Source organism: Thermophagus xiamenensis, assembly GCF_900112795.1.
Classification (GTDB): Bacteria; Bacteroidota; Bacteroidia; order Bacteroidales; family Marinilabiliaceae; genus Thermophagus; species Thermophagus xiamenensis.
The window spans coordinates 33195-51707 of sequence record NZ_FONA01000013.1; the positions used below are offsets into that span (position 1 = coordinate 33195).

Sequence of the window (18513 nt, forward strand, 5' to 3'; positions counted from 1 at the left end):
TATGAATAAAACAGGATTATTTGTTTTTTTTTATTGGATTATTTTTACTTTTTGTGCCTGTTCTGCTCATGGAACCGGTAAAGATGTTATTAAACCTGTTCCTGCTTTTCCCGGAGCTTTAGGTGCTGGGAAATATACTACTGGCGGGCGGGGAGGAGAAATCATTTTAGTTACTAACTTGAATGATTCCGGACCTGGAAGCCTTAGACATGCTATTCGAAAACACGGCCCAAGGATTGTGGTATTCAAAGTATCTGGCAATATCGATTTAAAGTCGGCCCTTGACATCAATAATGGCGATATTACAATTGCGGGCCAAACTGCCCCAGGTGATGGTATTTGTCTTAGAGGATATCCTCTGAAAATAAAGGCAGATAATGTCATTGTTCGTTATTTGAGGGTAAGACCGGGAGATGTTGCGGGAGAAGAGATGGATGCTTTTACCTGTACAAATAATCGAAATGTCATTGTCGATCATTGCAGCTTCAGTTGGGGTAGTGATGAAGTCTGCTCTGTATATGATAATGAAAATGTGACTTTGCAATGGTGTATTATTAGTGAAAGTATGAACCATTCGGTACATCATAAAGGCGACCATGGCTATGGCGGTATCTGGGGCGGGAAAACCGCCTCTTTTATTGGCAATTTGTTGGCACATAACACTAGTCGTAATCCCAGACTCCAGGGTAGTCGTTATCACAAGCATCCCGAATTGGAACGAGCCGAATTTGTTAATAATGTAGTTTATAATTGGCAGTTCAAATGTATTTATGGTGGTGAAAGTGGTAACTATAATATTATCAATAACTTTTTTAAACCAGGTCCTTCGACTACAGAAAGTGCCGGAAAAAAATTTCTCGAACCTTATGAACCTTACGGAAAATATTTTATTTCTGGAAATATTCTTTTTAATAATGATGCCGTAACGGCAAATAATGTTCTAGGTATTAAGGGGAATAAGGAGGTGGTTCCTTCCTTGTTGGTAGACGTTCCCTTTGAAATTTCAGATTACGTACCTTTAACGGCCCTGGAAGCTTATGATGAAGTATTGGATCATGTTGGCGCGTCCCTCAAAAGGGATTCTATTGATGCGAGAATTATTCGTGAAGTAAGAACCGGTACTGCAACCTATGGAAATGGTGGAATCATTGATTCACAAAATGATGTTGGAGGTTGGCCTTCCATAGTGGAGAATATTGCTCCAAGTGATCAGGATTTGGACGGAATGCCAGATGACTGGGAGGAGGCTAAAGGTTTGGATAAAACTGATCCTTCTGATGCATCCGATTTTTCTCTTTCTCCAATATATTCTAACATTGAAGTGTGGATGAATGAGATGATCAACCATTTTTAATAGTGTATTGGGGTTTTTGACTGTTTTTTGGAACCATTAAAAGGGTTTTGTAATATTGAGCTTGTTTTCGGATAATTGATCTTTATAAGATTTAGGGATAAGACTTGGTTTTCGAATAAAACGAACATAATCTACCAAGGTTGTTACCCCAAGAATACGTTTAAACTGATTGTCATGCGAGTTTTTTTTGACCGATTACTTGTATAATATTTTTACTAATGAAACGAGCATGGCGATTTTAGCCACAAAAGGACATATATAAAACTGAGGCAGAAGTGCACAGGAAGAAGGCAGAAGAAGTTTATAGTCATTAGTCAACAGTCATTAGTGATTTCGTGTTCATTAACAAATGACTAAAGACTAACCACTAATGACTGATTTTAATAACTAATAGTTCAGTGAGTTAAGTGAATTTTATACTAATGAAACGAGCATGACTAAGGAGGTTTGTCACAACAAGAACATGTATAAACTTTAAGTAATGCGAGTTCCATTAGACCAATGAATTAGATAAATTATATTTTAATGAAATAAATAATTTTTTATGAAGAAACATTTGGCTTTTATAACATTGGCGTTTTTAAATTTCGGTCTTTACGCCCAAAATATGACTGATATTAGTCTAAGGTGGAAAGGTAGCAAAACTCAAGAACATGAAATTACATCCGAAAGCGGTGATTTGTATCAAAAACTGGCTCATCACGGTCCTGCCATTGAGAATGAGTGGATTGGACTTCGACTTTATTTCGATTATAAAGTTGCGGTGGATGTTTACAATAAAACGCGTCCTGGTCTTGAGTTGGCTGAAGCTCAGTGGTATCCTACTGTTGAACAGCAAAAAGAGGGGTGGGGAGCCGATCAGTACAAAGTTGGATCAACCGTTGGTCTAGGTGGCGTCAGATTGTGGGATCCAAAAAGGAAGGAATCTGTTTTTCTTAATCCTGTATCTCGTCGAACGGCGCGTGTCGCTAAGGAAGCAAATTTTTCCTATATGGAGATGCTTTCGGAAGATATCCCCTATATGGGTGATACTGTAGATATACTTGTTAGGGTAACAGTGTTTTCAGGTTTTCGCGAAGCCAAAATAGAGGCATTTGCCTTTTCCGATAATCCTGTTCATTTTCTTACCGGAATTAATTATCATGATAAAACCGATACAAAACAGGGAGATAACTTCATTTGTACCTGGGGTATTCATCCGGAAGATGTGGCTGCTTTTCAAATAAGTATTGGTGCTGCAATTATTTTTGATCCTAACGACTTTGAAAGTATCACGAAAAAGGAAAAGCAATTTGAATTGGTATCTAAACCCTGCCATTATTTATCAACTTGGGTTACATCAGCTTGCGAAAAGGAAGAGGATCTCAATTCTTTTGAAAAATTTATAACATATGTAAAAGACCTTTCATGGAAGTAATTCTTTTTTTATCATTCAGTAACTCTTTTGAAGTTATGGCAAGTTTTTAATTTTGATATTGCAATTTTAAAAATTGTGGGTAATTAGGTTTAACAAGCCATTAATTCCACCTGTAAATAATTTAAGAGGCTAAAAAGTTTTTAGTCTAAAAAAAGGAGCCACCAATTTTCGCCCATAGTTGGGCGCTGTTGGTGGCTGTGGCTCTTGTTTATCCTCGCAATTACTAAAGGTTGTTTTTCATTGCCTTAATTGGAAAAAACAAACAACCTTTCAGCATGCCTTTTATACAAATTTTCAAAAACACATTTTCCAACAATTTCTGAATGTTGTTCAAGAAATGAATTGAACTGATTAATATTTTCTGCCGCCAATTTATAAGCCACATGAATGAGCTGACGGAGATCAGGATTGTACATGGGGTGGTCAGGAACGTGCCGTAAGGCGTTTGCAAACTCTTCACCTGTCCAATTATTAACTTCAGAAAGCTTTGGCAGGTTGTCTGTGTTTATATCGATCACATCGGCATATGGAGCACACAGTTTTTCTATATTGTCAAGTGCTCTGGAATATATGTTTTTTACAAAAAGCAGTGCTTCACCTCCAGCCATAGCCAATCCTATAACTTCTTCAAGCCAGGTGGTTCCTGCGGTTTTTAAATGAAAACCTTTGTTATGTTTTTGTGATAACTCTTTGATGACGGGATATATGGAGAATTTATCAGATCCGGAATGGATGCTGAGTTTCAATTCAGGAGGAAATCCAAATTTCTGTATGGCATAATCAATCACCATCAAATTGGCCTCATATTCTTTTCGAAAGGTTTCAATATCCCCGACATAATCCACACCTTTGTTGAAACGGCCCGTAAACTTTGGCGCTATGGTTTGGGCTGGAACACCATAGTGGGCAAGCATGGCCAGTATAAAGAATAATTCAACGGGTGTTTGTGGCTCCGGCACTTCATCCATAGAGACTTCGGTGATAAAGTTCCCTTTCCCCTTGACTGATTCAATGTATTTATAGGTTTCTCCAGCCATAAAGGCAGCATGCAAATATTGACCTGCGATATTACGTAATTGTTGTTCCGTAATTTTGAATGGAGAATTAACACCTGGAATATTTAGATTACCAATTAATGGTTTCATTTTGCTAATGAATGTTTCCTCCTCTTTGGAATCTCCTTTTTTTCCGATATAGCTGGCTACATCAATGGTGAAAAAATCGGAGCTTTCCAAAAAATTATCTACCGTGTCGAGATTAATATGGTCCGCATCAATGTACCATGGTTTTGACCAGCCGGCCTTTTGAATCGCTTTTTGGGCGGCATCTCGGTTATCTTCTGGTTTACTACCGATGGTTGTATGTTCCCGATTTGATTTATTCCAAACAGGGGTTACTTCAATTCCTTGTTTTTCAATTTCTGTGATGGCTTTTAGTTGCCACGATGCCTGATGGGCAAATCGGTCGCCCATCCCAAATGAGTATTTTGCGAGTTTTTTCATGATTCCTTATTTAATGATATAATGTTTAAAGTGTTGTAATTATTTCATTATTAATTATTTCCACGGGTTGAAATTCGTGTTTCATAGAAATGGAACGGGTAGTAAGATATTCAAATAATCTTTTTACGGCTTTTTCAGATTGTTCCATAGGTTTTTGACCGATTAAAAAATGTATAATTCCTTTTTTAAGGTATTCTACATTTTTTTTTGTAACCTCATAGCCGACTAGAATCGGTTTAATTTTTCTTTTTTCTAAATATCGAGCAATTACGTGGGTTTTAGCACTAGATACGAGGATGGCACCAATATTTGTGTTCTTTTGAAAAATGGAATCCATTTTTTCGTTAACAACCTTTTGATCTGTCACAGGAATTTCGATTGTAATTTTCATTCCGATATTTTTCCCTGAATCTAAAAAGTAACTAAGAAATCCTTGATTTCTGCGATTTAAATGTTGAGTATTTTCTAAATCTTTAGCTAAGTTAACGATAAGTATATCTTTTTCGGGTGCCAGGCCAAAATCAATCAGGCTTGCGGCAACTCGTCCACCCTGAAAAGCATCTTCACCAATGAATGATATGCAGTTGGTTTGATCTATGAAAGTATCGATGAAAATATAGGGAATTTTATGTTCGTCCAGCTTTTTACAAAACTGAATGGCTTCTTTTTTAAGAATAGGGGCGAGTATAACACCGTCTGGTAAATTATTCAAGATATCATCCGTTCGTTTCAAAAAATCAGCTTCATTATGTAGTTCGAAAAAATAATAATTAATTTTTACAGAAAATGGTTGTAATTCTTTTACTGCTTTTTCAATGCCTTTGGGATGAGATAACCAGTAAATATTATCATTCCCCCCTTTTGGAATTAAAACTGATATTTTATAGATTTTTTTTGTGGTGAGGGCTTGGGCAACGATATTGGGTTGGTAGTTCATCTCTTTTGCAATATTAAGTACCTTTTCTCGCGTTTTAGCCGCTACTTCACCACGATTATGCAAAACACGATCTACGGTTCCAATAGAAACGTTAGCCTTTTGTGCAATATCTTTTATCCTTACTTGTTTCATGTATGATAATTTTCTGAAAACGAACGGATGATTTAAACTGGTTGATTTAATATTTATTTTTAATAACCAAAGGCCTTTGGTATCCACATAGCTATTTCAGGGATAAAAGTGACCAGTAATAATACCGCTATCATTGCAATGTAAAATGGAATCAAGGGTTTTACAAGGTCCTGAATTTTTAAATTGGCAACACTGCAACCAATAAATAATACAGAGCCTACAGGTGGGGTACAGAGTCCCACATTCAAATTTAATATCATTATAATTCCAAAATGGATGGGATCCAGTCCCAGTTGTGCTGTAACAATGGGTAAAAATATTGGGGTGAATATGAGAACCGCCGGCGTCATGTCCATAAATATCCCGACAAACAAGAGTATTAAATTAATAATGATCAATATAATAAAAGGATCGGAAGACAATGAAAGAAGTCCGTTACTAACCGTTTGTGGTATGTTTTCGAACGACATTACCCAAGACAATCCTATCGAGGAAGCAATTAACAACATTACCATTCCGGTAGTACGAATTGTATTGATAATGATGTTGGGTAGATGTTTAACGGATACTTCTTTGTAGATGAGTGCCAAAACCAGACTGTATACCACTGCGATGGCTGCTGCTTCAGTGGCAGTAAAAAGGCCAGCGATGATGCCACCAATTACAACTACCAACATCATTAAACTGGGAATGGCATCCAGAAATTTTTTTATGGCAGCGCGAAAGGGAATTTTTTCTGCTACAGGATATTTTTTTCGATAGGCATAGACTGCACCCACCAGCATTAGAGCTATTCCGGTAAGAATACCCGGTAAATATCCTGCCAGAAACAAAGCTCCAATTGAGACTCCTCCACTTGCCAGTGAATATACAATTAGGACGTTGCTTGGGGGGATGGATAATCCCGTTGTTGCTGACGTAACATTTATAGCTGCAGAGAAGTTCTTATCATAACCTTCCTTTTCCATTCTGGGAGACATGATTGTTCCAATGGCGGATGCTGATGCAGCAGCTGACCCAGATATAGCCCCAAAAAGCATGTTGGCTGTAACGTTTACTAAGGCCAGACCACCTGGTAGACGACCTACTATGACTTTAGCAAACTCAATAAGTCGCATGGCAATACCTCCCGAATTCATTAGCTGTCCTGCTAGTATGAAGAATGGAATTGCCAATAAAGAAAAGCTTTCTAAGCCAGTGGCCATTCGCTGAGCCATAGTGGAAAATGCGGGAAGGGTATCAAAGCTTACTAACATGGTGGCCAATGCCGATAAACCAATGCTGTAAGCAATAGGTGTTCCTATGACCAGAAAAAACAGAAACGAAAAAATGAGGACGAGAATACCCAGGATATCTAGTTCCATAATTAATTCTTTTTATTTTTTGAATTGATGAGTGTTTTGTATTCCTTGTTTAATTTTCTGATATCATCCAGAGAATAGTAAATCATAAGCAACCCGCTTATAGGTACAATTATATAAACATAACCAATGGGTACCTGCAGTGCAGAAGATACTTGTCCTAGTCTAAATCGGGTATAAACCAGCCATGCACCACCAATAACCATAATAGTTAAGCTAAATAGAATTATTAAAATGTTGATAAAAACCATTAATCGATTCTTTTTGGGTGGCTTTAGTTTTTCAGGAAGAATGTCAATGGCTAAGTGTTCATTTTTCCCTTTCACATAGGCAGCACCGGCCATTCCAACCCATATTAGTAAAAAAACCGCCAATTCATCTGTAAATGAACTAGGATTGGAAAATAGGTAGCGACTAGCTACCTGCCATACTACATCTAATACTAATGCAGTCATTAGTATTACTAGAAACATTTCTAGTATTTTGTCTATTTTCTTTCGGAGAATCATATTTGGTGGTTTTCTTTTTGCATATTAAAATGAATCATTCATAAAAAAATGAAATCAGTAAATTAGAAAGATCAACTGTTTTTCAAACTATCTAATTAGAATTCTCTGATTGTGCCTTAACAGAAGGTGCGGACTGCTGAATTCTTTGGATTAAATTCCACAATTTTTCATTGTCTTTATACAAATTATAAACTTCAGAAACCCCATCAATAAAGGGTTGCTTGTCTGGTTTGATGATTTCAACACCATCCTCAATAACAGCTTTAAGAGCATTTTCTTCTGATTTTTGCCATTCTTTACGTTGGACGGGAACCGATTCTCTGACAGCTTGCATCAACCAATCTTTTTCTTGGGATGTTAATTTTTCGAGCGCATGTGTGCTCATAATTAAAACATCCGGGAGTCGGGTATGCTCATTAAGAGTGTAGTAACGACAAACCTCATAATGATGTGAGAGATAGAAACTAGGCGGATTATTTTCAGCACCATCGACTACCTTCCCTTGCAAAGCCGTATATAACTCACCCCAAGAAATTGGAGTAGGGGATCCACCCATTGCTTTTACCATCTCGAATGAAGTTATACTCTGCATAACCCTGATTTTTAATCCTTTTAAGTCTTCTGGGCTTTGGATGGGTGTAGACGAATAAAAACTTCTGGCACCGGCATCATAAAAGCAAAGACCTTTTAACCAATATTCTTCCCCTTTGTTAAGGATTTCTTGTCCTAAAGGGCCATCTAACACAGCAAAAGCATGTTCCCGACTTTTAAAAATATATGGAAGACCAAATATCTTATATTCTTCTACAAAGCCCTCCAATGCTGCAGAGGAAACTTTTGTCATATCCAGACTTCCCAGTTGGAGTAGCTCCAAACTTTCACGTTCGGAGCCAAGAACCCCACCGGGATAAATTTCTATTTTTAATTTTCCATTGGATAACTCGTTAACACGTTTGGCCATAAATTCCATGGCAATGTGAACAGAATGTTTGGTATCCAAGCCATGTCCAAGCTTAAGAACTTTCACCTCTTTTTTTAATCCACATCCCGCCGAGGCGAAAAATAGTATCGCCAATAAAACTGTAATTAGTTTGTTCATTGTTATCAGTTTTTGTGTCAAACATTGTATGTGGTCGAGGCTGTTGTCCCACCTTTCCCTGTCCAATTGGTGTGGAAGAATTTTCCTCTAGGCTGGTCGATACGTTCGTAGGTATGGGCACCAAAATAATCCCGCTGGGCTTGTAATAAGTTAGCAGGCAATCTATCATGTCGGTAACCATCGTAATAGTTCAGGGCTGATGCAAAGGCCGGTGTAGGAATACCATTTTCAATGGCTGTAGCCACAACTTTTCTCCAACCATTTTGTGCTTTATGAATCACCTCTTTAAAGAATGGTGCTAATAATAAATTAGTTAAGTTTGGGTTTTCGTCATAAGCTTCTTTGATTTTACCAAGAAAGACTGATCGGATGATACATCCTCCTCGCCACATAAGCGCAATGCCCCCATAATTAAGTTTCCAACCGTATTCTTTGGCTGCAGCACTCATTAATGCATATCCTTGTGCATAAGAAATGATTTTTGATGCATAAACGGCATCATGCAGGTCATTTAAGAAAGCATTTCTGTCACCCTTGAATTGGGGTTTTGGACCTTCCAAAATTTTTGAAGCCGTTACACGTTCTTCTTTGATTGCCGAAAGACATCGTGAAAATACGGCCTCACCTATTAAGGTTAATGGTATTCCTAGTTCCAGTGCTGATATCCCTGTCCATTTTCCAGTTCCTTTTTGACCGGCGGTATCCAGAATTTTATCAACGAGGGGTTGGCCATCTTCATCTTTGTAGGCCAATATATCCCTGGTAATTTCAATAAGGTAAGAATTAAGTGGTCCATTGTTCCATTCCTTGAATACTTCATGCATTTCATCGGCCGTCATTCCCAGTAGTTCTTTCATTATGTGGTAGGCTTCATTAATGATTTGCATGTCCCCATATTCAATGCCGTTATGTACCATTTTAACAAAATGGCCTGCGCCATTTTCTCCTACCCAGTCGCAGCAAGGAATTCCATTTTCTACTTTGGCAGCAATGGATTGAAATATGGGTTTAACTTCTGGCCAAGCTTTGGGTGAACCACCTGGCATAATAGATGGTCCGTTTAAGGCCCCTTCTTCACCTCCTGAAACACCTGTTCCAATGTAAAGAAGTCCTTTGCTTTCTACATATTTTGTTCGGCGGTCTGTATCAGGGAAATGGGTGTTACCACCATCAATGATGATGTCGCCCGGTTCCAATAATGGAATCAAACTTTCAATAAGCTTATCTACAGCTTCCCCGGCTTTCACCATCATCATTACTTTTCTGGGACGTTCCAGCGATTGAACTAATTCTTCCAGTGAATGGGTACCTTTGATGTTTTTCCCTTTGGCACGACCATTAATGAAGTTATCAACTTTTTCAACGGTACGATTGTAAACAGAAACCTGGAAGCCTTTACTTTCCATATTCAATACCAGGTTTTCGCCCATAACGGCCAACCCGATGAGCCCAATGTCAGATAATTGTTTCATAGTTATCTATATTTTGTTGTTAGTTTTAGTTTTTCGCAATAATACGTATTTCTTAAATTTTCTATATTAATGATCCGAATTTTTCAATTTCTGATTTATAGAAAGCCTAATTCGGTGACAACATCATTGATGAAATGTTTTTATTTGCTAAATCGGTCTTTGTGAGCCCAAAGTCCCAACGCCGGATTGGAAATAAAGAATATTTCTTCTCCGTTAGGCATAATATTTACACCATCCTGCAAATGTTCAGGATTATATTTTTTCAACATCTCTTTTAGGTCGGCATATTCAAAATTAACTGATTCTATTTCTTCCTTTGAAAGGAATCCAGGACAATAAATAATGGAAAACCGATCTTCGCTACTGCCATGAATTAAGTGGGCAGCAGCACTCAAATTTTCTCTGAGATCCCTGTTTTCATTGGTAGCTTTTAACGTTGCAGGCGTTCCTTTATATCCATATTTGCGTATTAATTTATCAATAGTGGGATCTTCTCCAAATTCCTTGAGGCCAGGTGCCAAAACGATTAATTTTGCGCCATCGGCTAAGGCCATCCGCGTGCGATAAATGCTTTTGTTTCCCAACCAGGTGCTTTTAAATTCGGTAGGATCGAGATAAACGACTACTTTTTTTAATGGTTTTTCAACCATTTCAAAGTTTACTTTTATAGAAAGATCTGCTGCCTTCTCAAAAATCTCTTCATCATCACCAATAAATAATCCTCTAACTACAAGCCCTTCTTTGTCATCATTTCCAATGACTGTAAGTACATAAATTATTGGAAGATGTGAAATGAATTTTTTTGATGCATAATTCAATACTTGGCGCACTGGATTATTGGCCCTGCCCATAATTTTTTCCATACCATAAACTGCACCAATAAAGTGGCTTTTATTTATTCCTTCAGCTCCTCCTGTTCCTACAAATATGTTTTTATTGTAGTTGGCCATACCAATAACTTCGTGAGGTACAACCTGACCAATGGAGAGGATTAGGTCATGACCACCGTCTCTAATTATTTTGTTAACTTGTGCGGGCCAATCATAATCAATTTGACCATTTGTGATTTCTGAAATGAAACTTCCCGGGACCATTCCCGTGGTAACCACGTCATTTCGCCAGTCATGAACTCTAAATAGATTAGATGGAACGCCCGGGAACATATGATTAATTTGTTCGGGTGTCATGGGTGAATGTGTACCAAGAGCGGGAAGTATATCGGTTAATTGTTTCCCATAATATTGATAGACATAGGTAGTCAGTTCGCCGGCTCGGGAATGAAAGCGGGTATAATCGGGTGGTACCGCTAATACTTTTTGACGCCTGCCTAATTTTTCAAGTGCTGTAAATAGTCCTTCCTTTAAGTCCTCTGAACTTAATATACTTTTTTCCGATCCTTTTTGAAAATAAATCATATTGTTTTATTCTGTTCTTTTAAAGTATCCAATTCCAATATGTTCTTTATTTTTTGTCATAACGTTAATTGATGACTATTTTTACAATCTAGCTAAACCAAAGAACCAGGAACTAATATTATTGTTTTAAAAGTGGGTGTTTAAGAAGATAAATTCGACAAAGCTCCTGGTCATCGTCTGAAGGCGAATCCCTCCCTTTCAGCAAAATATAAATGTAAAAAGTTTTACATCTGTCTTTTACCTGTAAATCATTTTATACATGTTCTTGTCGTAAGTCTCTTTTTATGGTCGTTTTATTTAGAGAAAAATAACCTTATTAAACACCCACTAAGGAATATTTGCCGATTGATTTATCTTTTAACTCTGGCATTCCCATTCCACAGGCTCCAAATCATCTCTTCATCTGCTGGTTGGGCATAATCGGTCAGGAATGTCGTTGCCAAAGCTCCCGAAGCCCATCCGAATTGAATCCATTTTTGGGGTTCCCAGCCTTTGAGAATGGCATAAAGCATTCCTCCAACAAATCCGTCACCACCTCCTATACGATCCAAAACTCTTATGGGACGTGGCTCTATGACTTCCCAATTATCTCCTACGAGCATGATGGCTCCCCACAGGTGTTCGTTGGCCGAGATAACCTGGCGGAGCGTTGTGGCAAACACCGAAGCATTTGGAAAGGTTTGCTTAACTCGCATTATCATCTCTTTAAAGTTTTCAATCTTATTGGCAATTTCTTTACCGCCAGCTTCGGGACCTTCTATGCCTAGACATAGCTGAAAATCTTCTTCGTTTCCTATAAGAATATCTGATACAGAAGCTATTTCTGTAAATATATTTCTTAGCTCTTTTTGACGGTCTTTCCAGAATGATGCCCGATAGTTTAAATCAAAAGAAATAACCGTACCATGTTGTTTTGCCGCACGAGCCACTTCAAGACAGAAATTTCCTGTCTCGGGGGATAATGCCGCAATCAGGCCTGAAAGGTGCAGTATACCGGCCCCTTCCTGACCAAATATTCTTTGCAGATCAAAGTCTTTTGTATTAAGGGTTCGGCCTACTTCTCCTGCTCGGTCATTATGTACTCTCGGGCCTCTTCCGCCAAAGCCGCTGTCGGCAATATTAAATTGATGACGATAGCCCCAGGGACCTCCTTGTTCTACTTCAACGCCTTCATAATCCATATGGCGATTTCGTAGATTACTTTTTATAAATTGGGCAATTGGACTATCTTTAACAAATGTGGTCAGCACCTTTACAGGTAATCCCAGGTAGGAAGAAATACTTGCTACATTGGTTTCGGCGCTGGTGGCTTGCATTTTAAAGGTATCACTGCAATGTACAGGTTGTCCGTTTTCGGGTGTTATTCTTACCCCCATACTGGTAGGAACAACCATGGCATATTTGTAATGACTTTTAATTTTCATTGTGATATTTTTTTATGATTAAACACCGCTGTAAGCACTAAAACCTCCGTCTACAGGTATTACGACACCTGTGATAAATTCCGACCAATCAGAAAGTAAAAAAATTAAGGTTCCAGTGAGCTCTTCAGGAGTTCCGTAACGTTCCATGGGGGTTCCATTGATGATTTTTTCCCCTCGAGCAGTGGCTTCTCCCGTTTTTTCATCAATCAGCAGAAAACGGTTTTGATTGGTAAGCAAAAAACCAGGCGCAATAGCGTTAACTCGTACACCTATCTTAGCAAAATGGACCGCCAGCCATTGCGTAAAGTTATTAATGGCTGCTTTAGATGCGGAATAAGCCGGTATTTTTGTTAGCGGACGGTATGAGTTCATAGATGAAATATTGACAATACCGCCCTTTTGTTTTTGTACCATATCTTTAGCAAAAACAAGGGTGGGGAGAAGAGTGCCTTTAAAGTTGAGGTCGAAAGTTTTTTCAAAACCTTCAAGTTGCAACCCAAAAAAAGTATCCTCCAACTGATCCAGGTTTTCCGGCTCAATTCTTTCTGCTTTAGAGGTTGCAGAAGGGGCATTTCCTCCTGCGCCGTTGATCAAAAAATCTATAGATCCCAAATTGTTATTAATGATCTGTTTCGCCGATTCAAGATTGCTTTTGTCTAATACATTGGCAGCAATTCCTATACTTTCAGTGCCATAGGTACTTTTGATCTCATTTGCTACATTTTCAGCACTTTCTTTCTTGAGATCAAGAATGGCAGTTTTAACTCCTTTTGCTGCTAAGGCTTTGGCCATCACAGAACAGATAATGCCGCCACCACCAGTGATGACTGCCACTTTATCTTTTAAGTTGAGATTTTTTATTGGTGTCATGAATTTTTGTTTTTAATTTCCTGAATAGTATGAATTAAGCTTTTTACTTTTTCTGTAAGAGCGTTAAAATCTTTTTTTTCAATGATGTCTTTAGGGAAGAGTTTAGAACCCATTCCTACGCAAGTGACTCCAGCGTCGAACCATTTTTGGAGATTTTCTTTTGAGGTATCGACACCACCTGTTGGCATTATATTAGTCCATGGACAAGGTCCTTTAACAGCTTTAACAAATGAAGGTCCACCTACTTCTGAGGCAGGGAAAATTTTTACAATTTCTGCTCCCAATTCTTCTGCTTTACCTATTTCTGAAACTGATCCACAGCCGGGTGCCCACATTATTTTTCTACGATTACAAATTCTGGCAATTTGCTCATTAAGAAGAGGAGAAACAATAAAATTAGCACCTACCTGAATATACAAGGCTGCAGTGGCTTCGTCAACAATGGATCCTGCTCCCAAAATCATTCCGGGCAATTCATTTAAAGCAAATTTGTTGAGTTCACTGAAAATTTCATGAGCAAAATCGCCTCTGTTAACCCATTCAAAAACCCGAATACCGCCATCATAGCAGGCTTTTAATACCTTTTGGGCAGTATCAATATTGGGATGGAAAAATACCGGCACCACCCCTGTATCCTTCATGGTTTGAAAAACCTCTATTCTATTATACTTAGCCATTATCATAAATTTTGAAAAACGAATTTTGATTTGTGTTAACGAGATACACGTCCCGAAGCATCTCCGCTCATTAGTTTTTCAACTTCCGATACAGAAACCTGATTGAAATCACCATGTATGGTATGTTTCAGACAAGATGCTGCTGTTGCAAAACGCAGTGCTTTTTCATCATCATTATAGGAAAGAAGCCCATAAATTAATCCACCCATGAAAGAGTCACCTCCACCTACGCGATCAACTATGTGTGTAATTTGATAGGTTGGTGCTGTGTAAAGGTTTTTACCATCGAATAAAACACCCGACCAAGTATTATGATTAGCGCTAATCGAACCCCTTAAAGTGGTAATTACTTTTTTTACTTTTGGAAATTGTTTCATGATTTGCTCTGAAACGCTTTTGTATGCGGCAGCTTCAACTTTGCCACCGGTGACATCTACGCCTACCGGTTTAATCCCCAAAACCATTTCAGCATCCTCTTCATTTCCAAGAACAATATCGCACCCGGCCACCAATTCTGGCATTACTTCATTAGCTTTTTTACCATATTTCCATAAATTTTTTCGGTAATTTAGGTCACATGATACTGTAATGCCTTTTTTATTGGCGGCTTTTATGGCTTCTAAACATACATCAGCGGCCCCTTGCGAAACGGCAGGTGTAATACCGGTCCAATGAAACCAATCGGCCCCTTCAAAAATTTTATCCCAGTCAAAAGTACCTGGTTCTACCGTTGCAAAAGAAGAGTGTGCGCGATCATACACCACTTTGCTGGGACGAGCTACCGCACCCGTTTCAAGAAAATAAATTCCTAATCGTTCTCCACCATATTGGATATTACTAGTATCAACACCATACTTTTCCAATTCCATGCGGCAAGCTCTTCCAATGTCGTTTTGAGGAAGGCGGGTAACCAGACTGGCATTAATTCCGTAATTAGCCAATGAAACAGCTACATTAGCTTCTCCCCCTCCATAGTTAATGTCGAAAGAGGTGGCTTGTGCAAAGCGCTGATAGTCAGGTGTGGATAACCTTAGCATAATTTCTCCGAAGGTTATAACTTTTTTGCTTGACATGTCTATAAAATTTTATATAGGTTTTTTGTTGGGCTTAATTTTTTAGTATAGGTTATTTAATATTCCGTAAAGAATTCCGAAAAAGTAATAGGAATATTTTTTAGGATTCATAATTTTTTTTACTATATAACAATAGTGATTAATAGTTGTGATCTTATTTTATGGGAACTAAAGCTATAAACCATCCACGATAAAACATTTAAAAACCAAAGTAGTCTTTAGCATTTTTGTATGAAATACCTTCTACCAGGTTCTTTAAAATTTCCTGGTCTTTAGGAATTACGCCTTTTTCAACTTCTTGACCGATGTAATTGCAGGCTATTCTTCTGAAATACTCATGACGTGGGTATGATAGAAAACTTCTTGAATCGGTTACCATGCCAACAAATCTGGAAAGAAGACCCAGTGCCGAAAGATCAGCCAGGTGTTTTTCCATTCCTGTTTTTTGATCCAGAAACCACCAGGCTGCTCCATATTGCATTTTGCCGGGAACAGTTCCGTCCTGAAAGTTGCCGATCATAGTAACAAACATTTCATTGTCGGCGGGATTGAGGTTGTACAAGATCGTTTTTGCCAGTTGGTTGGTAACATCCAGGCTGTCCAGAAAACGTGATATTTTATAACTGTCTTGCGGGTTGGCGATAGAATCGAAACCAGTATCAGGCCCTAACTTTTGGAAAAGTCTGGTGTTATTGTTTCGCATGGCTCCCAGGTGAAACTGTTGTACCCACCCTCTTTTGTGGTTAAGCTTACAAAGTTCCAGCATGATGTGGAAGCGGTAGCCTTCTGTTTCTTGATCATTGAGTTTCTGCCCTTTTCTGAGCTTTTGAAAAGCTTTTTCTGGGTCTGTACCTGCCTGGTCGGTATAATACATTCTGTCCAATCCGTGGTCTGAAGCCCTGCAACCTGTTTCATGAAAAAAGGCATGCCGTTGGTCTAATACATTCAATAGTTCGGCAAAAGAAGAAATGTTTGAACCACTAACTTCTTCCAATTTGTTAATATATTGATTAAATTTTTCAGGATTTTCTGTCTTGATCAAGTTGTCAGGACGCCATGTGGGGCGAATCTTTACTTCGAAATCTTTTAATTGAATATGATATTCCAAACTATCGGCAGGATCATCGGTGGTTCCAACTACTTCCACCTTCATTTTTTTTAGCAGGTTTCGGGTGGAAAAATCTCTCTGTTTCAGTATTTCTGATGCCTTCTGATAAATGGCGTCAGCAGTTTTAGGATTTAAAAGATCAAAGATATTGAAATAACGTGCCAATTCTAAATGTGTCCAATGATAAAGTGGATTACCTACCGTATAGGGAACCGTTTCTGCCCATTTTAAATATTTTTCATAAAAGGAATGAGCGCCGGTACAATATTCTTCGTCCACTCCATTTGTTCGCATAGCCCGCCATTTATAATGATCTCCAGCAAGCCAAACTTCCCCTAGATTGTCAAATATGTGATCTTCTGCAATTAATTTGGGAGAAAGGTGGCAATGGAAATCGATTATAGGCAACCCTTCTGCGTAATCATGAAATATCTCTTTTGCAGTGGCACTTTCAAGTAAAAAGTCTGGGTGAATAAAGCTTTTCATATTCATTAAAATTAATTTTTTATTTGTTTGGTCTATTGGGTATTAAGCTTGGTTTTTTGAAAATTGATGTTTAGTACAGTTTTTTATTGCCCTAACCATCTATGAATTAATCAAATAGTTTAGTGGCTTAATTTTTAATATTTTGTTTTCTGTTTCAATTTATTTTTTGCTGTGACAAACTTTCTTCGTCATGTACGTTTTATAGCCTGTTTATTTTTTAGTTTTGATATTACCCCGTTCAGTTTAGAAAATTGAAAAGTATTTTTCGTTAACGAACACGAAGATATATTATTCATTTATTCCTGTCAAATTTTTTTATGATTTTTTCTTTGAATTTAATATTTAAATCTATTGAATACTGAAGTTTAACTAATTTCAATTAAGATTTATGACTATAAAGAGTTGGTAAACAGGGTGATAGGATTTTTGTGATGTAAAACTGGTATTACAACTTCTCGGGGTAAAGATTTGTAAGTTCTGATGTAAAAGCCAAGTTAAATATAAAGAAAAAAGTGGGAAAATTTGTGTTTTAAGTGCAAACGTTTGTATTTTTGTAGATCAAGAAGGCGCGATATGGCGAAGAAGCATGTAACCATAACAGATATAGCCAATAAAATGGGAATAACCCCATCCACAGTATCTAGGGCTTTGGCTGGGAATCAACGGGTAAGTGCGAAAACTCGGTCTGCTGTTTTAAAAGTAGCCGAAGGACTGGGCTATAGGCCCAATGCATTGGCTTCTTCTCTTCGAAGGGGAAGAAGCGATACAATTGGTATGATTGTTCCCCGGATTAACAGGCATTTTTTTAGTCATGTTATTAGTGGCGTGGAGGCAATTCTTAATCCTGCCGGTTATAGTCTGCTTATATGCCAAACCCATGAACGTGAAGAGGATGAGCGCAAGGCAGTTCGTACACTTTTGCAAAACCGAGTGGGCGCTATTATTATTTCTCATTCAGTGGAAACGTATGAATTTGATCATTTGTTGGATATTATCTCTGAAGGTATTCTTTTGATTCAGTTTGACCGTGTTACTGATAAAGTTAAATGTCCTCGAATAATCAATGACAACTTTTTGGGGGCATTAAGGAGTACGCGGCATTTAATAAAAAATGGATGTAAAAGAATAGCACATTTTGCCGGGGCACTTCATGTTAATGTTTATCGTGAGAGGTTCGAAGGGTACAAGTATGCACTGAAACAAAGTAATATAGAATTTGATCCGGATTTGGTTGTTGAAAATTGTATAGTACAAGAGTCTGGTGAAGAGGCTGCTGAAAATTTATACCATAACCAAAAGATCGATGCCATCTTTGCCGCCAGTGATTTTTCCGCTTTGGGCGCATTAAAACAGTTGAGGGATATGGGAATAAAAATCCCGCAAGAAATTAAAATTTGCGGCTTTGCCAATGAGCCTTTTGCCGGTTTGGTGGAACCGGGCCTTACTTCTGTTGAGCAAAATGCTTTTGAAATGGGTAATCAAATTGCTCGTTCCATTATAAGTAATTTAGAGAAAGATGAATTTGATGAAGAAGAAATTCTAATACCGGTTAGCTTAATTCCCAGAGCCTCTTCTATGAATAGTTTTACATCGGCTATGTTTCAATACGAAGGTGATAATTTTGATGTTAGATAGTTTAATGTATTAAATGAAGAAAAAGGTATTAAGGTGTTTTTG

Annotated in this window: 15 protein-coding genes; 3 read left to right on the forward strand and 12 right to left on the reverse strand. The window is 37.9% G+C overall.

Annotated elements, in window-relative coordinates; translation table 11 throughout:
- Window position 1: 1 nt before the first annotated feature.
- Window positions 2-1354 carry a pectate lyase family protein gene (locus BM130_RS09145; protein WP_010528114.1) on the forward strand — a complete coding sequence of 451 codons (1353 nt, stop codon included), beginning with the start codon at window positions 2-4 and terminating at the stop codon, window positions 1352-1354.
- A 544-nt stretch (window positions 1355-1898) separates the two neighbouring features.
- The gene (locus BM130_RS09150) at window positions 1899-2771 is read left to right on the forward strand and encodes a DUF4861 family protein (RefSeq protein ID WP_010528113.1); all 873 of its coding nucleotides are present in this window, start codon (window positions 1899-1901) and stop codon (window positions 2769-2771) included.
- Window positions 2772-3016: 245 nt separating this feature from the next.
- Here BM130_RS09150 and BM130_RS09155 read toward each other — a convergent pair whose 3' ends face one another.
- From BM130_RS09155 to uxaC, 12 genes are all read right to left on the reverse strand, one after another.
- A complete protein-coding gene (locus tag BM130_RS09155) occupies window positions 3017-4273 on the reverse strand; it encodes a tagaturonate epimerase family protein (RefSeq protein WP_029626658.1) in 1257 nt (418 codons plus the stop codon).
- A 25-nt stretch (window positions 4274-4298) separates the two neighbouring features.
- Window positions 4299-5342 (reverse strand): LacI family DNA-binding transcriptional regulator, encoded by a 1044-nt coding sequence (locus tag BM130_RS09160; RefSeq protein ID WP_010528111.1) that lies wholly within the window; start codon window positions 5340-5342, stop codon window positions 4299-4301.
- A 59-nt stretch (window positions 5343-5401) separates the two neighbouring features.
- Entirely contained in the window at window positions 5402-6706 is a 1305-nt protein-coding gene (locus BM130_RS09165; protein WP_010528110.1) for a TRAP transporter large permease, read from the reverse strand.
- 2 nt (window positions 6707-6708) lie between these two features.
- Window positions 6709-7176 (reverse strand): TRAP transporter small permease, encoded by a 468-nt coding sequence (locus BM130_RS09170; RefSeq protein ID WP_237706150.1) that lies wholly within the window; start codon window positions 7174-7176, stop codon window positions 6709-6711.
- A 127-nt stretch (window positions 7177-7303) separates the two neighbouring features.
- Entirely contained in the window at window positions 7304-8311 is a 1008-nt protein-coding gene (locus BM130_RS09175) for a TRAP transporter substrate-binding protein (RefSeq protein ID WP_010528108.1), read from the reverse strand.
- Between the two features lie 17 nt (window positions 8312-8328).
- Window positions 8329-9783, reverse strand: a complete 1455-nt coding sequence (gnd, locus tag BM130_RS09180; protein ID WP_010528107.1) for a decarboxylating NADP(+)-dependent phosphogluconate dehydrogenase — start codon at window positions 9781-9783, stop codon at window positions 8329-8331.
- Between the two features lie 140 nt (window positions 9784-9923).
- Window positions 9924-11198: a nickel-dependent putative hexonate epimerase gene (locus tag BM130_RS09185; RefSeq protein WP_010528106.1), complete on the reverse strand. Its 1275-nt coding sequence runs from the start codon at window positions 11196-11198 to the stop codon at window positions 9924-9926.
- Between the two features lie 350 nt (window positions 11199-11548).
- Complete coding sequence (locus tag BM130_RS09190; RefSeq protein WP_010528105.1) at window positions 11549-12622, reverse strand: sugar kinase; 1074 nt, start codon at window positions 12620-12622, stop codon at window positions 11549-11551.
- A gap of 18 nt (window positions 12623-12640) precedes the next feature.
- A complete protein-coding gene (locus BM130_RS09195; protein ID WP_010528104.1) occupies window positions 12641-13492 on the reverse strand; it encodes an SDR family oxidoreductase in 852 nt (283 codons plus the stop codon).
- Window positions 13489-14169: a bifunctional 4-hydroxy-2-oxoglutarate aldolase/2-dehydro-3-deoxy-phosphogluconate aldolase gene (locus BM130_RS09200; protein ID WP_010528103.1), complete on the reverse strand. Its 681-nt coding sequence runs from the start codon at window positions 14167-14169 to the stop codon at window positions 13489-13491. Before BM130_RS09200 ends, BM130_RS09195 begins: the two co-directional genes overlap by 4 nt.
- 35 nt (window positions 14170-14204) lie before the next feature.
- A complete protein-coding gene (locus BM130_RS09205) occupies window positions 14205-15242 on the reverse strand; it encodes a sugar kinase (protein WP_010528102.1) in 1038 nt (345 codons plus the stop codon).
- A gap of 199 nt (window positions 15243-15441) precedes the next feature.
- Window positions 15442-16842 carry a glucuronate isomerase gene (gene uxaC / locus BM130_RS09210; RefSeq protein ID WP_010528101.1) on the reverse strand — a complete coding sequence of 467 codons (1401 nt, stop codon included), beginning with the start codon at window positions 16840-16842 and terminating at the stop codon, window positions 15442-15444.
- Window positions 16843-17409: 567 nt separating this feature from the next.
- Here uxaC and BM130_RS09215 point away from each other — a divergent pair.
- Window positions 17410-18471 (forward strand): LacI family DNA-binding transcriptional regulator, encoded by a 1062-nt coding sequence (locus BM130_RS09215; RefSeq protein ID WP_010528100.1) that lies wholly within the window; start codon window positions 17410-17412, stop codon window positions 18469-18471.
- Window positions 18472-18513: the final 42 nt, after the last annotated feature.